At 68.4% G+C, this 18,859-nt stretch carries 17 protein-coding genes; 7 read left to right on the forward strand and 10 right to left on the reverse strand.

From position 1 onward, the window contains the following. Positions 1-160 precede the first annotated feature (160 nt). Together AB0M45_RS14320 and AB0M45_RS14325 are read left to right on the forward strand one after the other, a co-directional pair. Entirely contained in the window at positions 161-1,168 is a 1,008-nt protein-coding gene (locus tag AB0M45_RS14320) for a diiron oxygenase (protein ID WP_364327994.1), read from the forward strand. 5 nt (positions 1,169-1,173) lie between these two features. Then, positions 1,174-2,754 (forward strand): FAD-dependent oxidoreductase, encoded by a 1,581-nt coding sequence (locus AB0M45_RS14325; RefSeq protein ID WP_364327696.1) that lies wholly within the window; start codon positions 1,174-1,176, stop codon positions 2,752-2,754. Between the two features lie 62 nt (positions 2,755-2,816). On the opposite strand, the gene AB0M45_RS14330 is transcribed toward AB0M45_RS14325, so the two are convergent. Beyond that, on the reverse strand, positions 2,817-3,578 hold the full coding sequence (locus AB0M45_RS14330) for an SDR family oxidoreductase (protein ID WP_364327700.1): 762 nt from the start codon (positions 3,576-3,578) through the stop codon (positions 2,817-2,819). Positions 3,579-4,123: 545 nt separating this feature from the next. On the opposite strand from AB0M45_RS14330, the gene AB0M45_RS14335 reads away from it, so the two are divergent. Both AB0M45_RS14335 and AB0M45_RS14340 read left to right on the forward strand, forming a co-directional pair. Next, entirely contained in the window at positions 4,124-6,232 is a 2,109-nt protein-coding gene (locus tag AB0M45_RS14335) for an Hsp70 family protein (protein WP_364327703.1), read from the forward strand. A gap of 217 nt (positions 6,233-6,449) precedes the next feature. Continuing rightward, entirely contained in the window at positions 6,450-7,244 is a 795-nt protein-coding gene (locus tag AB0M45_RS14340; RefSeq protein WP_364327706.1) for an HAD family hydrolase, read from the forward strand. Positions 7,245-7,421: 177 nt separating this feature from the next. Here the strand turns inward: AB0M45_RS14340 and AB0M45_RS14345 are convergent, their stop codons facing one another. Then, positions 7,422-7,832 carry a VOC family protein gene (locus tag AB0M45_RS14345; protein WP_364327709.1) on the reverse strand — a complete coding sequence of 137 codons (411 nt, stop codon included), beginning with the start codon at positions 7,830-7,832 and terminating at the stop codon, positions 7,422-7,424. Positions 7,833-7,928: 96 nt separating this feature from the next. On the opposite strand from AB0M45_RS14345, the gene AB0M45_RS14350 reads away from it, so the two are divergent. Beyond that, complete coding sequence (locus tag AB0M45_RS14350; protein WP_364327712.1) at positions 7,929-8,903, forward strand: YafY family protein; 975 nt, start codon at positions 7,929-7,931, stop codon at positions 8,901-8,903. A 36-nt stretch (positions 8,904-8,939) separates the two neighbouring features. On the opposite strand, the gene AB0M45_RS14355 is transcribed toward AB0M45_RS14350, so the two are convergent. Both AB0M45_RS14355 and AB0M45_RS14360 read right to left on the reverse strand, forming a co-directional pair. Next, positions 8,940-9,623, reverse strand: a complete 684-nt coding sequence (locus tag AB0M45_RS14355) for an SGNH/GDSL hydrolase family protein (protein ID WP_364327715.1) — start codon at positions 9,621-9,623, stop codon at positions 8,940-8,942. Positions 9,624-9,631: 8 nt separating this feature from the next. Then, the gene (locus tag AB0M45_RS14360) at positions 9,632-11,044 is read right to left on the reverse strand and encodes an MFS transporter (RefSeq protein WP_364327717.1); all 1,413 of its coding nucleotides are present in this window, start codon (positions 11,042-11,044) and stop codon (positions 9,632-9,634) included. Between the two features lie 103 nt (positions 11,045-11,147). On the opposite strand from AB0M45_RS14360, the gene AB0M45_RS14365 reads away from it, so the two are divergent. Then, positions 11,148-11,765: a TetR/AcrR family transcriptional regulator gene (locus AB0M45_RS14365; RefSeq protein ID WP_364327720.1), complete on the forward strand. Its 618-nt coding sequence runs from the start codon at positions 11,148-11,150 to the stop codon at positions 11,763-11,765. 531 nt (positions 11,766-12,296) lie between these two features. Here the strand turns inward: AB0M45_RS14365 and AB0M45_RS14370 are convergent. From AB0M45_RS14370 to AB0M45_RS14395, 6 genes are all read right to left on the reverse strand, one after another. Continuing rightward, the gene (locus AB0M45_RS14370; RefSeq protein WP_364327723.1) at positions 12,297-13,151 is read right to left on the reverse strand and encodes a sirohydrochlorin chelatase; all 855 of its coding nucleotides are present in this window, start codon (positions 13,149-13,151) and stop codon (positions 12,297-12,299) included. Between the two features lies 1 nt (position 13,152). Next, positions 13,153-14,448 (reverse strand): GTP-binding protein, encoded by a 1,296-nt coding sequence (locus AB0M45_RS14375; RefSeq protein WP_364327726.1) that lies wholly within the window; start codon positions 14,446-14,448, stop codon positions 13,153-13,155. Position 14,449: 1 nt separating this feature from the next. Then, entirely contained in the window at positions 14,450-15,382 is a 933-nt protein-coding gene (gene cysD / locus AB0M45_RS14380) for a sulfate adenylyltransferase subunit CysD (protein ID WP_364327729.1), read from the reverse strand. Further along, positions 15,379-16,095: a phosphoadenylyl-sulfate reductase gene (locus tag AB0M45_RS14385; RefSeq protein ID WP_364327731.1), complete on the reverse strand. Its 717-nt coding sequence runs from the start codon at positions 16,093-16,095 to the stop codon at positions 15,379-15,381. Before AB0M45_RS14385 ends, cysD begins: the two co-directional genes overlap by 4 nt. 20 nt (positions 16,096-16,115) lie before the next feature. Next, positions 16,116-17,927, reverse strand: coding sequence for a nitrite/sulfite reductase (locus AB0M45_RS14390; RefSeq protein ID WP_364327734.1), 1,812 nt, complete (start codon positions 17,925-17,927; stop codon positions 16,116-16,118). A gap of 125 nt (positions 17,928-18,052) precedes the next feature. Then, positions 18,053-18,154 (reverse strand): Ms4527A family Cys-rich leader peptide, encoded by a 102-nt coding sequence (locus tag AB0M45_RS14395; protein ID WP_364327737.1) that lies wholly within the window; start codon positions 18,152-18,154, stop codon positions 18,053-18,055. A 203-nt stretch (positions 18,155-18,357) separates the two neighbouring features. Here AB0M45_RS14395 and AB0M45_RS14400 point away from each other — a divergent pair, with 203 nt between their 5' ends. Next, positions 18,358-18,765: an SgcJ/EcaC family oxidoreductase gene (locus AB0M45_RS14400; protein WP_364327740.1), complete on the forward strand. Its 408-nt coding sequence runs from the start codon at positions 18,358-18,360 to the stop codon at positions 18,763-18,765. Positions 18,766-18,859: the final 94 nt, after the last annotated feature.

An 18,859-nucleotide genomic window follows, 5' to 3' on the forward strand; every position in this document is an offset into this window, starting at 1 on the left:
CAGATCCGGGCCGGTGAAATGCATGGGCCGTCCGGCGGTGCGCGTGATGAGGGCGCGCATCGCCGGACGGCCCGAGCAACTGCCGGGTTGACGTAACTCTCCGTTGGTGTAACCATGGGATACAGCTAAATGGTTACATTGAGGAGAGGCAGTGACGACGATGTCCGCAGCCGTGACGCCCGCAGTGGATCCCGATCTGGAGAAGGCGCAGGAGTACGCCGCGAAGCTGCTGCTGCTCTCCGAGGGTTCGGTCAACAAGCACTTCGACCCGTTCGAGGACATCGACTGGGACAATCCCGACTTCGCCGCCGACGCCGGTGAGGAGCGCTGGATCCTGCCGGTGTCCGCCGATACGGTGGCCCGCCACCCCTGGTACCAGGCGCTGTCGACCGAGCAGAAGATCGCGGTCGGCAAATACCGGCAGGCGAATATCGCCAAGGTCGGCCTGCAGTTCGAGTCGATCCTGATCAGTGGCATGGTCATCCACAACTTCGGCCTGCCGAACGGGTCGCCCGAGTTCCGGTACTGCTCCCACGAGATGATCGAGGAGCACAACCACACCCTGATGTTCCAGGAGATGGTCAACCGGATCGGGCTGGACGTGCCCGGCATGGGCCCGCTGGTCAGCAAGTTCAAGTACCTGGGCGCGCCGGTGGCGGCGTGGTTCCCGAACCTGTTCTTCATGGCCGTGCTGGCCGGCGAAGAGCCGATCGACCACATCCAGAAGCAGATCCTGCGCTCGGGTGAAGAGGTGCACCCGATCATGCTCGGCGTGATGGCGATTCACGTCGCGGAAGAGGCGCGGCACATCTCCTTCGCGCACGAGTTCCTGAAGAACCATGTGCCGCAGGCGAAGCCGATGCAGAAGTTCATTCTTTCGCTGGCCATGCCGATCGTCATGTGGATCCTCGGCCGCGCCATCGTGACCCCGCCGCGGTCGTTCTTCACCGAGTTCGACATCCCGGAGCAGGTTCGTAAGGACCTGTTCTACGGGTCCAAGGAGGCCAAGCAGGTTTTCAGCGACTACTTCTGCGACGTGCGCACCTTGGCCAAGGACATCGGGCTGATGAACCCGGTCGCCAAGGCCGTCTGGAAGGCGCTCGGGATCGATGGTCACGCCACGCGGTATCGTTCGGAGCCGCTGCGCGCCGTGAGCAAGGTCGCCTGAGCCGTATGCCCTACGTCGTCACCCAATCCTGCTGCAGCGACGCGTCCTGCGTGTACGCCTGCCCGGTCAACTGCATCCATCCCACGCCTGACGAACCGGACTTCCGGACGGCGGAGATGCTGTACGTCGACCCAAAGGCGTGCGTGGACTGCGGTGCGTGCGCTACCGCGTGCCCGGTCGACGCCATCGTGTCATCGACGAAGCTGACCGAAGAGCAGAAGCCGTTCATCGAGATCAACGCCGATTTCTACCGGCAGACCCGCCCGCGCCCGCTGCTGGCCCGGCCGGTGCCCGCGGCGCGGATCCACACCGAGCGCACGCCGTTGCGGGTGGCCATCGTGGGGTCGGGGCCGTCGGCGATGTACGCCGCCGACGAACTGCTGACCCAGCCCGACGTGTCGGTGACCGTGCTCGACCGGCTGCCGGTGCCCTACGGGCTGGCCAGGCACGGCGTCGCGCCGGACCACGACAAGACCCGGAAGGTCGGCGCGCTGTTCGACGTGATCTCGGCGCAGCCGGGGTTCGGGTCGTACCTGAATGTCGAGGTCGGCGCGCACGTCTCGCCCGCCGAACTGCTCGACCACTTCCACGCGGTGATCTACGCGGTGGGTGCGTCCTCGGATCGCAAGCTCGGCGTCCCGGGTGAGGGCCTGGCCGGCAACGTGCCGGCCACCGACTTCGTGGCTTGGTACAACGGTCATCCCGATTACGTGGATCGGATTTTCGACCTGTCCGGTCGGCGTGCGGTGATCGTCGGCAACGGCAATGTCGCCCTCGATGTCGCGCGGGTCCTGACCAGCGACCCGGATGCGCTCGCCGGCACCGACATCGCGCCGTATGCGCTACGGGCATTGCGGGAGAGCAAGGTCGAGGAAGTGGTCGTGCTCGGCCGGCGCGGCCCGCTCGAATCCGCGTTCACCGTGCCGGAATTCGCCGGTTTGCTCGGCTGCGATGTGGACATCGTGATCGAAGGCGAGCTGCCCGGCCTCGGCGCGGACCTGCCCTTCCATGTCGAACAGAAGCTGCGACTGCTGCACAGCGTGCGCGCCAGGCCCGTCGGTGAGCGCAAGCGGATCGTATTCCGCAACCTGGCCGCGCCCACCGAAATCCTGGGCACCGACCGGGTGACCGGCATCGAGATCGGCCGCACCGAGCTCGTCACCGACCCGGACGGACGTATTCGCGCGGTCGCGACGGGAGAGACCGATCGGCTCCAGGCCGGAATGGTGCTCACCTCGGTCGGCTACCGCGGCGTCGCCGTGCCGGGAGTGCCGTTCGACGAGAGCGCGGGAGTCATTCCGAACGCGGAAGGCCGCGTACTGGAGCGTGCGGGCGGCTCGGTGGTGCCCGGCGCCTACGTCACCGGCTGGATCAAGCGCGGACCCACCGGATTCATCGGCACGAACAAGTCCTGTGCGCAGGAGACGGTCGAGCAGTTGGCCGCTGACTTCAACGCGGGCCTGCTACCCGAACCCACCGGAACCGCCGCGGAGTTCGACCGCTTGGTGCGTCTGCGTCAGCCCGCGGTGCGCGCCGCAGGAGCCGCTCGCCCCGGCCGCGCCCGCCGTCTGCTGGCTCGCGCCTGAACTCCGCCTCGAGGTACCCCGCCTGCACCGGTACCTCGAGGCGGACCCTTGTCCGGGGGTAGTCAGCGTGCGGTGAATCCGCCATCGATGGCCAGTGCCGCGCCGGTGACGAAACTCGCCTCGCCACTGAGCAAGTAGGCGCAGAACGAGGCGATTTCCGCCGGAGTGGCGATGCGGCCCATCGGATGCAGGGCGGCGATGGCCGCCTCTCCTTCGGGCGTGGCGCCCATCGAATTCCGGAACGCCGGAGTGTCGACCGCCCCGGACACCAGCGCGTTGACCCGGACGCCCTGGTCGGCGGCCTCCAGCGCCACCGCTCTGGTCAAGCCGATCACGCCGTGCTTGGCCGCCACGTAGGGCGCCACCGAACCCATCCCGACCACGCCGAGATTCGACGCGTTGTTCAGGATCGCGCCGCCGCCGGAGGCCGCCAGCGCGGGCACCTGATGCCGCAGGCCGTAGAACACACTGGTCAGGTTGAGCTCCAGGTCTTCGCGCCAGCCCGCCTCGTCGATCTGCGAGATCGGTCCGAACGCGCGCACGGCGCCCGCGTTGTTGAATGCGGCGTCCAGGCGGCCGTATTCGGAGACCGCCGCCTCGGTCAGCCGGGCCACGTCCTGCTCCACCGTGACGTCGGTCGGCACGAACAGCCCGCGCCCGCCGGCCGCGCGGATGTCAGCGGCCACCTGCTCACCCGCGTCCTTGCCGCGCGCGCCGAGCACGACCGCGGCGCCTTCACCCGCGACCCGCATCGCCACCGCCTTGCCCACGCCCGAGCTGGCGCCGGTGATCAGGACGACTTGCTCGGCGAATCGTGTTCGCATGGTTTCACTTCTCTTTCGACTCTCGCGATCCCACCTCGGTGATGGGGTCTGCTGTCGAGTCAAGCCGGGGGCCGAGGGCGATGCTGGCGTATATCGGACGTTGCGTTGATACGTCAACGAGTTGCCCTGGGTGGTGGCAGCCGGAAATTCACAGCTGGGGCAACACTTTGGTAACCGACCGATAAGTGTCTGTCGTGCGGTGTGTTTCAGCGCTGGAAACCATCCTCCGGTCGGATTGTCGCGGCGATATCGAGATCGCTGTGGGGTAGCGGAATGTCGCCGAGCGCAACCTCATTGAGCAATGTAGAGAGGGCTGAACGCGGCAGTATGGGGCGTTTACCTGGTAATTCGCGCGATTGTGGCGATCGGCGAAACATTTCATATCAATTGCGCATCCATGCGGTCGTGAAGCAGCTAACCTGTGGTGGCTGTTTGGAAGACGACCGCGGCCACAGGGAACTCCATGTGATGGACGTGGTCACGGTGCGTTGACGGGATAGCGAATGACGACAGGTCTGGGTTTCAGCATCGGTACAGTGAACTCCGTGACGGCTTCGGTCACCGCGGAGCGCACGCGACCAGCGGTGCGGTCGCGGCGCACCGCGGTGACATTCGACAGCGCGGGCGGACTGCGCCTCGGGGGGATCCCCCAATTCAGCATGGCGGTTACCGATTTCGCGGACCTGGGTCGTGATCCGGACGCTGTGATCGTCGGCGGGCGCATCTGGTCGCCGGCCAATCTCGTCGCCGCGGTGGTGAACGAACTCCGCGCGGTCGAGCCGGGTGCGTCCGAAGCGGGCGTCGTGACGACCTACCCGGCGATGTACTCCGACAAGCAGGTCTCGCTGCTGCGCCAAGCGCTGGACCTATCGGGTGCGGGCGACGTGCTTCTTGTGCCGGAGCCCGTCGCGGCCGCGGAATGGCTGGAACACGAGCACGGCCCGCTGCAGACCAGCTTCGTGCTGGTCTACGACCTCGGCGGCACGAGTCTCGACGTGACCATCGTGCGGGTCGGCCCGGACTGGGACAACCATCCCATGATCGGAAAGCCGATGCGATCCTACGACTTCGGCGGCAGGCCGCTGGGTTCGATGATCGCGCGCTACGCCCCGGATGTCTCGTCCAAGTCTGCCCGTCTGTCGATGACCTCCCTGGTCGACATCGACGGACTGCGCGTCGCACACGTGCAGGACTCCCTCGAGCTGGTCCGTGACTGTGTTCGGTCGGCGGGCATCACGATGTCCGATATCGGCTGCATCTTGCTGGTGGGCGGCGCGTCCCGCCCCGCCGAAGTGGCTCGCACGCTCGCCGAACTCGGCCGTCCCGTGGTGATTTCGGCCGATCCGAGCTGTACCACCGCCGCGGGCGCCGCCCTCATGGCGGCGCGAACCATGGCGCTCGGCGCCGCGAGCGACCGCGGCAATGCTCCGCGAGTGGCCGTGTTCTCCAGCGCGGCGGTGGTCTCCGCGGTCGCGATGTCGGCCGTAACCGTGTTCGGTGGACCTACGGTTCCCGAGTTGTCGCCCATGCTGGAGCGTCTTCCCGATCTCGGGGTACCAGCCGACAACCTGCTCTATGAGGTGGGCGGCGGGCAGTTCGCGGAGGCTTGGTCTCGAATGTCTTCGCCAGCCGGATGGAATTCGAACCGCGTGCTGCCCGCGCTCGTATCGCCGCGGGCCTCCGCCTACACCCGATTCATTACGCCGGTACCGCGCAGCGCGGGCTATGGTCCTTCGGTGTCCGAGTCCCGGATCGGCTCGCATCGAGATCCGCGAGACTGCTGTACCCCAGGCGGATTGCGTCGCGGCGGATATGGCGATCCCGCGTACTTCGCGAATCCGCTGCCGTTCGACCCGGTCATCCGGCCCGCGCCCAAGGATCCCGCTCGGCTTCCCGCGTCCGGTATGCCGGGTCGGCTCGTGGTCGGTCAGCCTCCCGGGGCTGGGCTGGCCCCCGAGCCGGGGCAGCTTCCCGTTCCTGCCGCCGGGACGCCCGCGCAGACACAGCCCGGCGCTCCCATCCCGGCGCCGAGCGTGAATTTGCCTGCGCAACAGGTCGATTCGACAGCACCGGGGTCGAGCCCGGCTTCCGGTCCTGCCAGCCCTAGCGCAACGACAGGGACCGCCACGGATACTCCCGCTACCGGCGCGTCCCACACGCACGGACCCGGAACGGCATCGGACGGTCCGAGTGACTCTTCCGGAACGAGCACACCGGGTGGCTCGTCGCCGGGTGGGACCGGGCACACCGCGCCCGGAGGTTCCGATCAATCCGCGACCGGCGGAACGTCTTCAAGCGCCGATACCACCAGCGGCACCGCGTCGAACGGCGGTTCGACCGGCAATTCCGCGCGGAATAGGTCCGCCGGTGATTCGTCTTCGGATGGCGCGTCCGGGGGAGCTTCGTCGGGTGGGTCGACGGGTGGTTCCTCGTCGGGTGGGTCGACCGGTGGCGTCTCGACCGGTGGATCCGCATCGGGCGGCCGCCAGGGCGGTGCGTCTTCTCGGGGTGGTTCCGTAGGCGGAAACTCCTCGGATGCTTCGTCTTCCGGCGGATCATCGAGTCGGTCGGGCTCGGTCGGGGGATCGAAACCGGGCGGGTCCGGGCGAGCAGCCGGGGGCGCGAGCGCTGGTGGCGGAGCCCGCAGTCGCTAGTAGCGTCCAGCAAGGTCGACCGCGTTGCGGTGTGCGGGGACGGCGGCTTCCGTTCTGCCCGGTGGACGGCGTCAGCCGACTGGCCGGCGGTGCCGGTGCACGTTCGTGTCATCGCAGTGGAAGACCGGGCCGCCGGGACGAATCATCCGGTGCACGTTCAGTTCTCGGCACACAAGATTCGCTGACGGGTATCGCATCGCGGATGCACAATAGGCTGATGGCATCCGGGGGACCCCAGTTGATCGCGTTGGACGTGGACGGGACGTTGCTGGACACCGGCACACCGATCAGCGCACGAGTGCTCGCGGCGGTACGCGCAGCCGTAGCGGCGGGTGCGCATGTCGTGGTGACGACTGGGCGAACCCTACTGGCCACGCGTCCCGTGCTCGTCGAACTCGGCCTGTGCGACGGGCACGCCTTGTGCTCCAACGGCGCGGTGCACATCGACGTGGCCAAGGCGGAGCCGGTCGCCGTGCAGGCATTCGACCCGGCGCCCGCCATCACCGCGTTGCGCGCGTTGTTCCCGGAGATGATCTTCGCGGTGGAGAAGGTCGGAACGGGAACCTGGGCCACCGGCGCCGGCCCCGGCGAATACTCGCTCGGGGAATTCCTGCTCGTCGACCATCACGTGTTGAGCAGCGAACCAACCCCTCGACTGAACGGCTGGCTGCCGGACGGTTCGCTGGAGGAGATGTTGCTCGCGCTGCGCTCCCTTCGCGTCCCTGGTGCGAGCTGGGTCCACGGCGAGTTCGGGCCGTGGCTCACGGTAGCGCGTGAGGGCGTGTCCAAGGGCTGGGCGCTGGAACGTCTGCGCACCGCGCTCGGCGTCCCGCGCGAGGCGACGCTGGCCATCGGCGACGGCTACAACGACCGCGAGATGCTCTGCTGGGCAGGGCATGGGGTAGCGATGGGCAACGCGCCCGCGGAGATCCGCGGGCTCGCCGACGAGGTCACCGGTCACGTCCTCGAGGACGGGGTCGCGACGGTTCTGGAGCGCTGGTTCCGTCCCTGACGAATCGGCCGAGCCACGTGCCGGTCGGGTGCGGGATCGATCGCCCGCATCGCGCCTTTTGTGCTGCACCGGTGATCGTTGGGCGCCGTCGCGGCAGGGCCGACACTCGGTACAGGCGATGTGTGGCGCCGGGCGAAGCGAACGCGCCCGACGCCATGCCGTGCCCTCTTCGTCCGGTTACACGGGGCCGGTCTTGGCGACGACTTCGAGGTAGTGCGGGTTCGACATCAGTCCGAGGACGTTGCCGAACGGATCGACCACCGAGGCGGTGACGAAGCCCTCGCCGTTGCCGCGCGGGGTGATGGGGTCGTAGACCGTCGCGCCGAGTTCCAGCAGGCGGTCGAACGTCGCCCGCAGATCGTCGACATGCCAATTGACGATGGCGCCGCCGGGCGCGTTGCGCGCTCCGGCCGGGGCGTACGCACGGTTCACGATGCCGAATTCGTGCTGGTAATCGCCGATCCGGAACTCGTAGTAGCCGTTCGGGACGTGGTAGTACGGCTCGATGCCGAAGAACTCGCTGTACCAGTCTTTGGCGGCCTCGAGGTCGTCGGCGTAGAAGGTGCTCGTCGCCATTCCGCGCAGCATGGGGTCTCCTTCGTTTGGTGTTCGTCCTTGCTGTAAATCCATCATCCGACCAAAAGTGCCCACCAAATGATCACTTTTAGCGGCAGAATTGTGCGCATGCGAGCGGACAGGTTGGTGGCGATCCTGCTGATGATGCAGACCCGCGGGCGGGTGACGGCCGCGCAGGTCGCCGCGGAGCTGGAGACCTCGGTCGCCACGGCGCGGCGGGATCTCGAGGCGTTGTCGGCGGCCGGGGTGCCGGTGTATCCGCAGCCGGGACGCGGCGGCGGGTGGTCGCTGGTAGGTGGCGCCCGGACCGACCTGACCGGGTTGACCGCGGGGGAGGCGCGGGCGTTGTTCCTGCTTGCCGGTCCGTCCGCGGGTGCGGTGCCGGAAGCGAAATCCGCGCTGCGCAAGCTGGTGCGGGCACTTCCACAGACGTTCCGCGGCGACGCCGAGGCGGCGGCCGACGCCGTCGTGATCGACCCGGCCCGCTGGGGTGCGACCGACCGCGAGTTGCCGCCGGTGGTGTCGCTGCTGCAACGGGCGGTGGTGCAGCGCAACAAAGTCCGGCTGCGCTATGCGAACCGGACCGGCGAGCGCTCCGAACGTCTCGTCGACCCTTGGGGCCTGGTGGACAAGGACGCCGTCTGGTACCTGATCGCCGGGACCGAGCGCGGACAGCGAACCTTCCGTGTCGACCGCATCGCCGAAGCGATCCCGACCGGCGAAACGGCCCATCGTCCGGACGATTTCGATCTGTCTGCCGCCTGGGCGGAGGTGGTCGAGGAGATGGAGCAGCGGCGCTCGACCACGGCCGCGATCGTCCTCGTGCGCGAGCGCCTGCTGCCGATCCTGCGCGACCAGCAGGGCAGGAACTGCCTCGTGGACGGCCCGGCCGAGGACGGTCGCGTCCGGGTCCGCGTCACCGCACCGACGGCGTGGATGATCGCCCAGCAACTGGCCGGTTGGGGTGCATCGATCGAAGTGCTCGGTCCACCGGAGGTATGCGCGGAGCTGGCCCGCCTCGGTGCCGAACTCCTCGACCGCTACCGCCCCGGCGCGGACAGTGCTTCCGGCGGTAGCTCCTGACGAGCAAGAGAGTCTCCGCCACGTCCCGATGGGGAATCAGCGAGAGGCCGGAATCAGGCTGGCCAAGGTGCGCACCATGTCCGAGGCGAGCACGGCGTGGCCGCTCGTGCTGAAGTGGATGAGGTCGGCGCTCATCAGGTCGGCGCGCAGGCGTAGTGGGTGGTCCCAGAGTTCGAGCAGGAGCGCGTCGTAGCGGGCGGCCAGCTCGCGGACCAGATCGTTGAGCGCGGCCATGCGGTCGCGCATCGGTCGCATGAGCGCCATGCGCTCGATTTCCCAGACGTCGGCCAGGGTGAAGGTGACGACCTGAGCCCCCGTCCTGGCCAATGTCCCGAACAGGGTGTCCAGGTTCTCGCGCAGGCCGGCGATGTCGCCGCCCGGCAGGAACAGGTCGTTGCCGCCGCAGCTGAGATGCACCAGGTCGGGCTGGAATTCGAGTACGGATGGCAACTGTTCGGCGATGACCTGGGCGGACGTGGCACCGATCCGGCCGGTGTTCAGGTAGGCGAGATCGGGACGCGCCGCGGTGAGCACGGCGGCGACCCGGTCGGCCCAACCCACGGGTTCGTACCCCGGGCTCGGGTCGCCGACGCCTTGGGCGATGGAGTCGCCGAGCACCGCGTATCGCCGCCACGGCGCGTCGGCGAGCAGGCGGCGTTGTTCCTCAGCGGGCAGCAGCATCGGGTCGTTTGCTTCGGTGCGAATGTCGTTGTCGGTCACGGATGGTCCTAGCTGTCGATCGAGGGGGACGGGGTGCGGATGGGCAGTGCGGCAAGGCAGGCGGCCACGGCGGCGATGCTCGCGCAGACGGCGAACAGGGTGTGGAACGCGCCGAGCGGGTCGTCGGGACGCGCCGCGAACACCGCGGCGAGCACGGCGACGCCGAGCGCGCCGCCCACCTGCCGCGCCGTCAGATTCATGCCGGTGCCCGCGGCGAATTGCTGCGGCGGAAGCGAACTCGCGGCCGCGGTGCCCAGCACGGTGACGAGGAACCCGATGCCGCCACCGCCCAGCACACCGGCCGGGATCCACGCCGACCACAGCGCCGGAGTCGAACCGAACGCATCCGTGCTCATCCACGCCGTGCACACGACGAACATCAACGCGCCGAGCACGCCGAGCCACCGCCTGGCCGTGGCAGAGCCGACCCGGCCCGCGACGGTCGCGGTCATCATCGAGGCCACCGCCCCGATGGTCATCGCGCCCGCGGAGCCGAGTACCGAATAGCCCCAGATCGCGTCCAGGAACAGCGGTCCCGACAGCAGCCAGGCGAACATCGCGGCGCCGAAGACGAACGAGGTCGCGTTGGCCAGCGCATACGATGTGCTGCGCCAGAGCTCTACGGCGATCGCGGGATCGTGGTGACGCGCCGAGCGCGCGAGCGCGGCCACCACCAGCAGCCCCCCGCCGATCAGCGCGGTGAGCGTCGCGGCCGAGGTCCAGCCCCAGCGTTGCCCTTCGGTGACGCCCGCGACCAATCCGCCCAGACCCAGCGCGACCGCGAGCGTGCCGAGCGGATCCGGTAGCGCACCACCGGGCGGCCGGGCGCCGGCGGCCGGTATGCAAGCCGTCGCGGCGATGAGTGCGACGGCCACCGGCACGTTGATCACGAAAACCGCTCGCCAGCCGAATCCTTCGACCAGCGCGCCGCCGAGCGCGGGACCGGCCACCGCGGCGAACCCGCCCGCGGCCGACCAGGCTCCGATCGCCGCGCCGATCTTCTCCCGCGGGGTGGCGGCGAGTACCAGGCCGAGTGCGGACGGCACCATCAGCGCCGCGGTGGCGCCTTGCAGCAACCGTCCCGCGATGAGCCACCCCGCGGTGGGCGCGAGACCGCATAGCAGGGAGGTCAGGGCGAAACCGGCCAGGGCGCCGAGAAAGAGCCTGCGGCGCCCGAGGGCGTCGGCGAACCGGCCCGCCGGGGTCAGCAGTGCGGCGAACGCGACCGCGTATCCGCTGACCACCCAGGTCAGCGTGGTGGCCGCTGTGCCAGGGTAGTCGCGGGCGATGGAAGGGAAGGCGATGTTGACGACCGAGAGGTCGAGAAAGGCGATGAATGCCGCGCCGCAAGCGATCAGCACTGTGCGGGTAGCCGCGGCCGCGGTCGGTGGGCTTTCCGCCCGCGCGGATACATCGGTCATGGGAAGTCCTTCGGGGTTGCGGAAACAAAACGCACGATCGTTCGTATAATTAAAGTACGACCGTACGTTCGTATATGCAACCGTCGAGTGGAAGAATGGGGCCATGACCGAGTCCGTCACCGACCCGCCGCGCGGCACCGATCAGCGCTTGGCCAAGGGCGCGCGATCCCGCGCATCGATTGCCCGCCGCGCCGCCGACGTGGCTTCCGTCGAAGGGCTGACCGGGCTCAGTATCGGTCGGCTGGCCAGCGACCTCGGCCTCAGCAAGAGCGGCATCGCAACCCTCTTCGGCAGCAAGGAGAGCCTGCAACTCGCCGCGGTCGCGTGCGCGCGACAGGTGTTCATCGATGAGGTGATCACGCCGAGCATGAGTGAGCCCCGCGGCCTGCCGCGTCTGCGCGCCCTGGTGGAACGCTGGTTCGGCCAGGTGGCCGACCCGGCGTTCCCCGGAGGATGCTTCCGCGTCGCGACCCTCGCCGAGTTCGACAGCAGACCGGGCCCGGTCCGCGACGCCATCGCCGCGGACCGCCGGGACTGGCTCGCCTTGCTGGTCAAGGAAATTCGCCGCGCACAGGAACAGGGCCATCTCGGAGAGCGCACCGCTGATTCCCTCGCGTTCGAACTCGACGCGGTGATCGCCGCGGCGCACACCGCGCGGCAAATGGGCGACGAGCGCGGCGTCGCCACCGCCCGCACCCTGGTCGACGACCTGCTCGGCTGAGCCGCTACCTGGTTGGCGGCGCACCGCGTGGCGGTCGCTGCGGCACAACGAACCTGGCGTGGAATCTCTGCCGCCCCGCCATTTATCGCCGACATCCCGAGATCCGGTTTTCGATGACAAGATCGTTCTGCGTGTTGCCGCGATGACGGTTAGTCAAGCTATTGCGCAGCAAATAGATCGTCAACTGGTGCGACGCGCAGGAATCCGGCGTCAGACCAGGCGGGTGCCATCCTTTGCATGGTCTGCAACGAATGCCTTGTAACCCGTTGCTGGGGAGCGAATTCAGTACGGACTGGTTGGTAACTTCACTGGACGGCAGGAGGACGTGATGATTCCGCGCTTCATCGATCAGTTTGTCCGTTTGGTCTCCGATTTCTTTGGAATGCTTCTGATTCCGTAGCCGATCGGACCAGGGTCCGGGGCGCTTCGTTGCTCCGGACCCGAGCCGTATATTCGGCTGTCGGACTGCGCTTCGCAATTGTTCCGGTGGGGGAAATCGGTGCGGACGGGATCGGCGCGATCCGGCCCGAGTCAGGCCGAGAGCGCGGGCGTCTCGGCGATGGCCGTATGGTAGCGATCCAGGATGACGGCCGTGAGGGCTGGATGAGCGCCGAGCACGTCGGTGTGGACGACTTGGGGTGCCGCGTGGAGCAGGTGGTCGGCCAGCAGGCCGGGGGCGAGGAACCAGGGCGCGACCAGGGCGTGGTGGGCGCCGCGGGCATACAGACGTGAGATCGCTTCGGACACCGATGGTTCGGCGGTCGCGAAGCAGATCTCAGTGAGCCAGCCGGTGCGGGCGGCGAGGCGCGCAGCCACCTCGGCGGTGCGGGCGTTGGCTGCCGCGGATGACGATCCGACCGCGGCGACCGCGACGCCGATCCGGCGGTCCGCCGGGGCGGAGCCGACGTCGCAGGCGGCGAGGACGCGATCGCGCAGCGCTCCGATCAGTAAGGAGTCGGCGCCGAGGACTTCGGCCTGGGTCAACCGCAGCTGGGGATGGCGGGTGCGGGCCGCGTCGAGCAGGCCGGGCAGATCCACTCTGGCGTGAAAGGCGCTACCGAGTAGCAGCGGCGTGACCACCGCGTGCGTATGTCCCTGGGCGGCAAGGGAATCCACGACCTGTTCGACCGAAGGCGCGTTCAGGTCGAGGAAGGCCGTGCGCACGTCGAGGTCCGGCCTCGCGGTGGCGACGGCCGCCACGGCCGCCGAAACGGTCGTCGCGGACCGCGGATCACGACTTCCGTGCGCCACCGCGATCAATGCGGGCGGCTGCTCCGCGGTGGCACGTCCGAGCGCGGCAGGTCTGTAGCCGAACCGGGATGTCGCGCGGGCCCCCTCGGCTCCCGCGACCAACCGGGTGCCGAACGGGGCTCGCGATACCGCCATGTCAGACTCCGGTGCCGACCTCGACCGCGGTCAGCACATCGCCGACCAGACCGGCGGCCAGCGTGTTGCCACCGGCCGGGGCGATCAGCAGGAAGCTGCCGGTGTGCCGGTTCACCCGGTAGTCGTCGGCCGCGATCGGCTCGGCGACCCGCACCGCAATGCGTCCGATGTCGTTGAGCTCCAAGGACTCCGGATTCGGGTCGGCCGCGAGGCGCTGCTCGTCGAAGCGCTCCAACAGCGTGCCGACGATCGCCTGGGTGGTCCGGGTGCCGTGCTTGAGCAGCAGCCGGGCGCCGGGGCGCAGCGGCTTGTCGCCCAGCCAGCACACGGTGGCGTCGAACGTGTCGATGGGCTCCGGCGCGTCGGCGGCCGAGGCGATGATGTCACCGCGCGAGATGTCGACTTCGTCGGCCAGGATCAGCGTGACGCTGCGGCCGGTCTGCGCCACCGCGAGCTCGCCGTCGGGGGTGTCGATCCGCTCCACGGTGGTGCGGATACCGGAGGGCAGCACCACCACCTCGTCACCCGGCGCGACCGCACCCGCGGCGATCTGACCCGCATAGCCGCGGTAATCCGGGTATTCGGCGGTGCGCGGGCGGATCACGTACTGCACCGGGAAGCGCAGGCCGAGCGCGTGATTGCCGGTGCTGTCGGCGTCGACCGGCACCGACTCCAGGTGCTCGATCAGCGAGGGGCCGTCGTAGTACGGGGTGTTGTCCGACCGCGTGGCGATGTTGTCGCCGTGCAGTGCGGAGACCGGGATCTCCAGCACGTCCTCGCTCGACCAGCCCAGCGTGCGGGTGAGCTCGGTGAACTCCGCGGAGATGGCGGCGAACACGGTAGCGGCGTCGTCGACCAGGTCGATCTTGTTCACCGCGAGCACCAGCTTCGGCACGCCGAGCAGCGCGAGCACCGCGGCATGCCTGCGGGTCTGCTCGATGACGCCCTTGCGCGCGTCGACGAGCAGGATCACCAGCTGCGCGGTGGACGCGCCGGAGACGGTGTTGCGGGTGTACTGCACGTGCCCGGGGGTGTCCGCGAGCACGAAAGAGCGGCGCGGCGTGGCGAAGTAGCGGTAGGCGACATCAATGGTGATGCCCTGTTCGCGTTCCGCGCGCAACCCATCCACGAGCAGGGAGAGATCCGGTGTGGCGAGACCTTTGTCCACCGACGCCCGGGTGACGGCGTCGATCTGGTCGGCCAGAACGGATTTCGTGTCGTAGAGCAGGCGTCCGACCAGGGTGGACTTGCCGTCGTCGACAGAACCGGCGGTGGCCAGCCTCAATAGGTCGGACATATCAGAAATAACCCTCTCGCTTGCGGTCTTCCATCGCGGCCTCGGAAACCCGGTCGTCACCGCGGGTCGCACCGCGTTCGGTCAGTCGGGACGCGGCGACTTCGGCGAGGATCGCCTCGTTGTCGGCCGCGTCGGAAAGGATGGCGCCGGTGGAGGATCCGTCGCCGACGGTGCGGTAGCGCACCGAGCGGGTCTCCAGCGCCTCGCCCTCGCGTGGGCCGCCCCACACGCCGGGCGTCATCCACATTCCGTCGCGCAGGTACACCGGACGCTCGTGCGTGTAGTAGATGCTCGCCAGATCGATGTCCTCGCGGGCGATGTAGCGCCAGATGTCCAGCTCGGTCCAGTTGCTCAGCGGGAACACGCGCACGTGCTCGCCCGGCGCGTGGCGCCCGTTGTACAAGTTCCACAGCTCTGGACGCTGACGCTTCGGGTCCCACTGCCCGAATGCGTTGCGCAGCGAGAAGATCCGCTCCTTGGCGCGCGAGCGTTCCTCATCGCGGCGGCCGCCGCCGAACACGGCGTCGAACCGGTTCTCGCTGATCGCGTCCAGCAGCGGGATGGTCTGCAGCGGGTTGCGGATTCCGTCGGGGCGCTCGGTGAGGCGGCCGTCGGCGAGGTAGTCCTCCACCTTGGCCACGTGCAGGCGCAGGCCGTAGCGCTCGACGACCTTGTCCCGGAACTCCAGCACCTCGGGCAGGTTGTGCCCGGTGTCCACGTGCAGCAGCGCGAACGGCAGCGGCGCGGGCCAGAACGCCTTGAGCGCCAAGTGCAGCAGCACGGTCGAATCCTTGCCGCCGGAGAACAGGATCACCGGCCGCTCGAATTCGCCCGCCACCTCGCGGAAGATGTGGATCGACTCGGACTCCAGCGCGGCGAGCGTGTCGAAATCGCTGATGCCGAGCGAACGTTCGCTACGAATCGTTTCGGTCATGATTGATGCAACCCGCATTCGGTCTTGGCGAGGCCGGCCCAACGGCCGCTTCGCGGATCTGATCCCGGCTCCGGCTTCCGTGTGCACGGAGCGCAGCCGATGGACGGATACCCTTCCTCCACCAGGGGATTGACGAGGATGCCGTGTGTGGAGATGTAGTCCTGCATCTCGTCGTCGGACCACGGCGCGATCGGGTTGATCTTCACCAGTCCGAACGCCTCGTCGAACGAGATGAGCGGCGCGTTGGCCCGCGTCGGCGCCTCCACCCGGCGGATGCCGGTGACCCAGGCGTTGTATCCGGCGAGCGACTTCTGCAGCGGGACGACCTTGCGCAACCGGCAGCACTCGTTCGGTTGGCGGGCGAACAGATCCTTGCCGAGCAGCTGATCCTGTTCGGCGACAGTGTGCTCCGGCCGGACGTTGATCACGTTCACCCCGTACACCGCCTCCACCGCGTCGCGGGTGCCGATGGTCTCGGCGAAGTGGTAGCCGGTGTCCAGGAACAGCACGTCCACGCCAGAGCGCACTTGGGATGCCAGATGCACCAGCACCGCGTCCTGCATGTTGGAGGCCACGATGTAGCCCGAGCCGAAGGTGTCCTCGGTCCACCGCAGCAGTTCGGTGGCCGAGGCGCCGTCGAGTTCGGCCGCACCGCGATCGGCGATGGCGCGGAGCTCGTCCTCGGACAGTTTTTGCGCGAGTTCGGTTGTCACAGTTGATCTCCCGTCGACACTCATCTCAGGTCGGCCTCGTCGGCGCGTACCGCCCACTGCGCGAATCGTTCGCCGTCCTCGCGCTGTTTGACGAAGTTGCGCACCACTCGCTCGATGTAGTCGCCGAGCTCGCCGGTGGTCACCTTGTGCTGACGCAGTTTGCGTCCGAAGGCGCTGTCGAAGCCGAGGCTGCCACCGAGGTGAACCTGGAAACCCTCCACCTGATTCCCGTTGCCGTCGTCGACCAGCTGGCCTTTGAAGCCGATGTCAGCGATCTGCGAGCGGGCGCAGGAATTCGGGCAGCCGTTGATGTTGATGGTGATCGGAACGTCCAGCTGCGCGTTGATATCCGCCAGCCGCTCCTCCAGCTCCGGCACCAGCGCCTGGGAACGCTTGCGCGTCTCGGCGAAGGACAGCTTGCAGAACTCGATGCCGGAGCAGGCCATCAGGTTGCGCCGCCACAGCGAGGGGCGGGCTTGCAGGCCGAGCGGTTCCAGCTCGTCGATCAGCGCATCGACCTTGTCGTCGGGAACATCGAGCACGATCAGTTTCTGGTACGGGGTGGACCGGATGCGGTCGGAGCCGATCCGCTCCACCGCGTCGGCGACCTTGGTCAGGATGGTGCCCGACACCCGGCCCGCGATGGGGGAGAAGCCGACGGCGTTGAGCCCGTTGCGCAGCCGCTGGACGCCGACGTGGTCGATCGGCTTGGTCGGCTGCTCCGGCGCGGGGCCGTCGATCAGCTTGCGCTTCAGGTACTCGTCTTCGAGCACCTGACGGAACTTCTCGATGCCCCAATCCTTGACCAGGAACTTCAGCCTGGCCTTGGTGCGCAGGCGGCGGTAGCCGTAGTCGCGGAACAGCGCGACCACGCCTTCCCACACGTCGGGAACCTCGTCCAGCGGCACCCACACGCCCACCCGCTGCGCCAGCATCGGATTGGTGGACAGGCCGCCGCCGACCCACAGGTCAAGACCGGGCCCGTGCTCGGGATGCACCACGCCGACGAACGCGACGTCGTTGATCTCGTGCACCACGTCCTGCTGGCCGGAGATCGCGGTCTTGAACTTGCGCGGCAGGTTGGAGTACTCCTTCTTGCCGATGTAGCGGCGCACGATCTCATCGATAGCCGGTGTCGGGTCGATGATCTCGCTCAGCGACTCCCCCGCCAGCGGGGAACCGAGCACCACGCGCGGGCAGTCGCCGCACGCCTCGGTGGTCTTCAGGCCGACCGCCTCGATCCGCTTCCAGATCTCGGGAACGTTCTCCACCTCGATCCAGTGGTACTGCACGTTCTCGCGGTCGGAGAGGTCGGCGGTGTCGCGGGCGAACTCGGTGGAGATCTGACCCAGCGTGCGCAACTGCGCGACGTTCAGCGCGCCCGCGTCGCAGCGGATGCGCATCATGAAGTACTTGGCTTCGAGGATGTCGATGTTCTCGTCGCCGGTCCAGCTGCCGTCGTAGCCCTGCTCGCGCTGGGTGTAGAGGCCCCACCAGCGGAACCGGCCACGCAGGTCGCCCTTGTCGATGCCGTCGAATCCGGTCTTCGAGTAGATGTTCTCGATCCGGGCGCGGACGTTGAGCGGGTTGTCGTCCTTCTTGGACTGTTCGTTCGGGTTCAGCGGCTCGCGGTAACCCAGCGCCCACTGGCCCTCGGCCTTGCGGCGCACGGGCTTGCCGGTGCGGACGCGCGGCCCCGCGGGCGCCTCGCGGCGCGGGCGGTCCGGGCGGACGCGGCGTTCCGAGGCGGGGCGTTCGGGGCGCGTGTGTTGCCCCGGCCGGGATTCGGGCGTGGGCTGATCGGTCGGACCGGCGTCGGTGCTCGACGTCATGGGGTCGCTCCTGCGGGGTGGGTGGTACATCCTGCTGAGGGCGCGAGGGGCTGACTCACGCCTACGGTGTCAGCGGGCCGAGGAAGTCGGGGATCGCCGGGGACCCGGGATCGGGCGCCGCTGAGCTACCGGAGGGAACCGGGCAGACAGCAGGCGCTACAGACGCGCTTGTAATCGACGTGGCGACGTGCCACCAGTCGTACTCCCGAAGCGCGCATGCGGCCCATTGTGCCACGTCAGCGCGGGCCCTCCGACCCCCATGGCAGCATTTTCCGCGATATCGCGGGAAATCCCCTGGACGCTCGACCTCGTTTGTGACGGCAGTCATAGTTCGCGGCTGCATCACGGCGTGTGATACGTCCGGTTTTCCGCTGTGATGCCACGCACGCCGTTTGACCTCGAGTCAGGTCGAGGTAGCAGGCTGTTCGCCATGAGTACAGCAGCCATCGACACCGCCGCCGAGATCGAAGCCATCCGCGCGGTGGTCGCCGCCGTCGAACACGCCCAGCACAACGAGCTGGTCGACGAGTTCGTCGCGCTGTTCCGGGCGGACGCCATCTGGACCACCGGGCACGGCAAGCGGCTCTACGGCCGCGCGGCCATCGCCGAGTTCACCGCCAAGGTGCTGCCGGGGGCCACCGCGCACGGCAAGGCGACCTACGAGGTCGAGAACGTCCTGTTCATCCGCCCCGACGTGGCGGCGGTGAAGGTGCGCCAGCGTTACTTCACCAACGACGGCGCCCTGGACAGCGAGGGCTCGCCGATGTACGTGATGTCCAAGGAGGACGGCCGCTGGCTGCTCACCGCCAACCAGAACACCCCGGTCGTGGCGGACTGAGCCGTTTGCGGGGTGGCCGCGCGATGTAATCAGCGCGGCCAGTGGGCGGCGTAGAAAGCGCCGCCGGCTTACCGGAGGTGCCGGTCTACTCGCG

This window comes from Nocardia sp. NPDC051787 (assembly GCF_040681325.1).
In the GTDB taxonomy this organism is placed as follows: domain Bacteria; phylum Actinomycetota; class Actinomycetes; order Mycobacteriales; family Mycobacteriaceae; genus Nocardia.

Bases quoted from the DNA above. Each gene is read 5' to 3' on its own strand.
- AB0M45_RS14320 (WP_364327994.1), top strand. From the start codon at position 161: ATGTCCGCAGCCGTGACGCCCGCAGTGGATCCCGATCTGGAGAAGGCG.
- AB0M45_RS14325 (WP_364327696.1), top strand. From the start codon at position 1,174: ATGCCCTACGTCGTCACCCAATCCTGCTGCAGCGACGCGTCCTGCGTG.
- AB0M45_RS14330 (WP_364327700.1), bottom strand. From the start codon at position 3,578: ATGCGAACACGATTCGCCGAGCAAGTCGTCCTGATCACCGGCGCCAGC.
- AB0M45_RS14340 (WP_364327706.1), top strand. From the start codon at position 6,450: ATGGCATCCGGGGGACCCCAGTTGATCGCGTTGGACGTGGACGGGACG.
- AB0M45_RS14345 (WP_364327709.1), bottom strand. From the start codon at position 7,832: ATGCTGCGCGGAATGGCGACGAGCACCTTCTACGCCGACGACCTCGAG.
- AB0M45_RS14350 (WP_364327712.1), top strand. From the start codon at position 7,929: ATGCGAGCGGACAGGTTGGTGGCGATCCTGCTGATGATGCAGACCCGC.
- AB0M45_RS14360 (WP_364327717.1), bottom strand. From the start codon at position 11,044: ATGACCGATGTATCCGCGCGGGCGGAAAGCCCACCGACCGCGGCCGCG.
- AB0M45_RS14365 (WP_364327720.1), top strand. From the start codon at position 11,148: ATGACCGAGTCCGTCACCGACCCGCCGCGCGGCACCGATCAGCGCTTG.
- AB0M45_RS14370 (WP_364327723.1), bottom strand. From the start codon at position 13,151: ATGGCGGTATCGCGAGCCCCGTTCGGCACCCGGTTGGTCGCGGGAGCC.
- AB0M45_RS14375 (WP_364327726.1), bottom strand. From the start codon at position 14,448: ATGTCCGACCTATTGAGGCTGGCCACCGCCGGTTCTGTCGACGACGGC.
- cysD (WP_364327729.1), bottom strand. From the start codon at position 15,382: ATGACCGAAACGATTCGTAGCGAACGTTCGCTCGGCATCAGCGATTTC.
- AB0M45_RS14390 (WP_364327734.1), bottom strand. From the start codon at position 17,927: ATGACGTCGAGCACCGACGCCGGTCCGACCGATCAGCCCACGCCCGAA.
- AB0M45_RS14395 (WP_364327737.1), bottom strand. From the start codon at position 18,154: ATGGGCCGCATGCGCGCTTCGGGAGTACGACTGGTGGCACGTCGCCAC.
- AB0M45_RS14400 (WP_364327740.1), top strand. From the start codon at position 18,358: ATGAGTACAGCAGCCATCGACACCGCCGCCGAGATCGAAGCCATCCGC.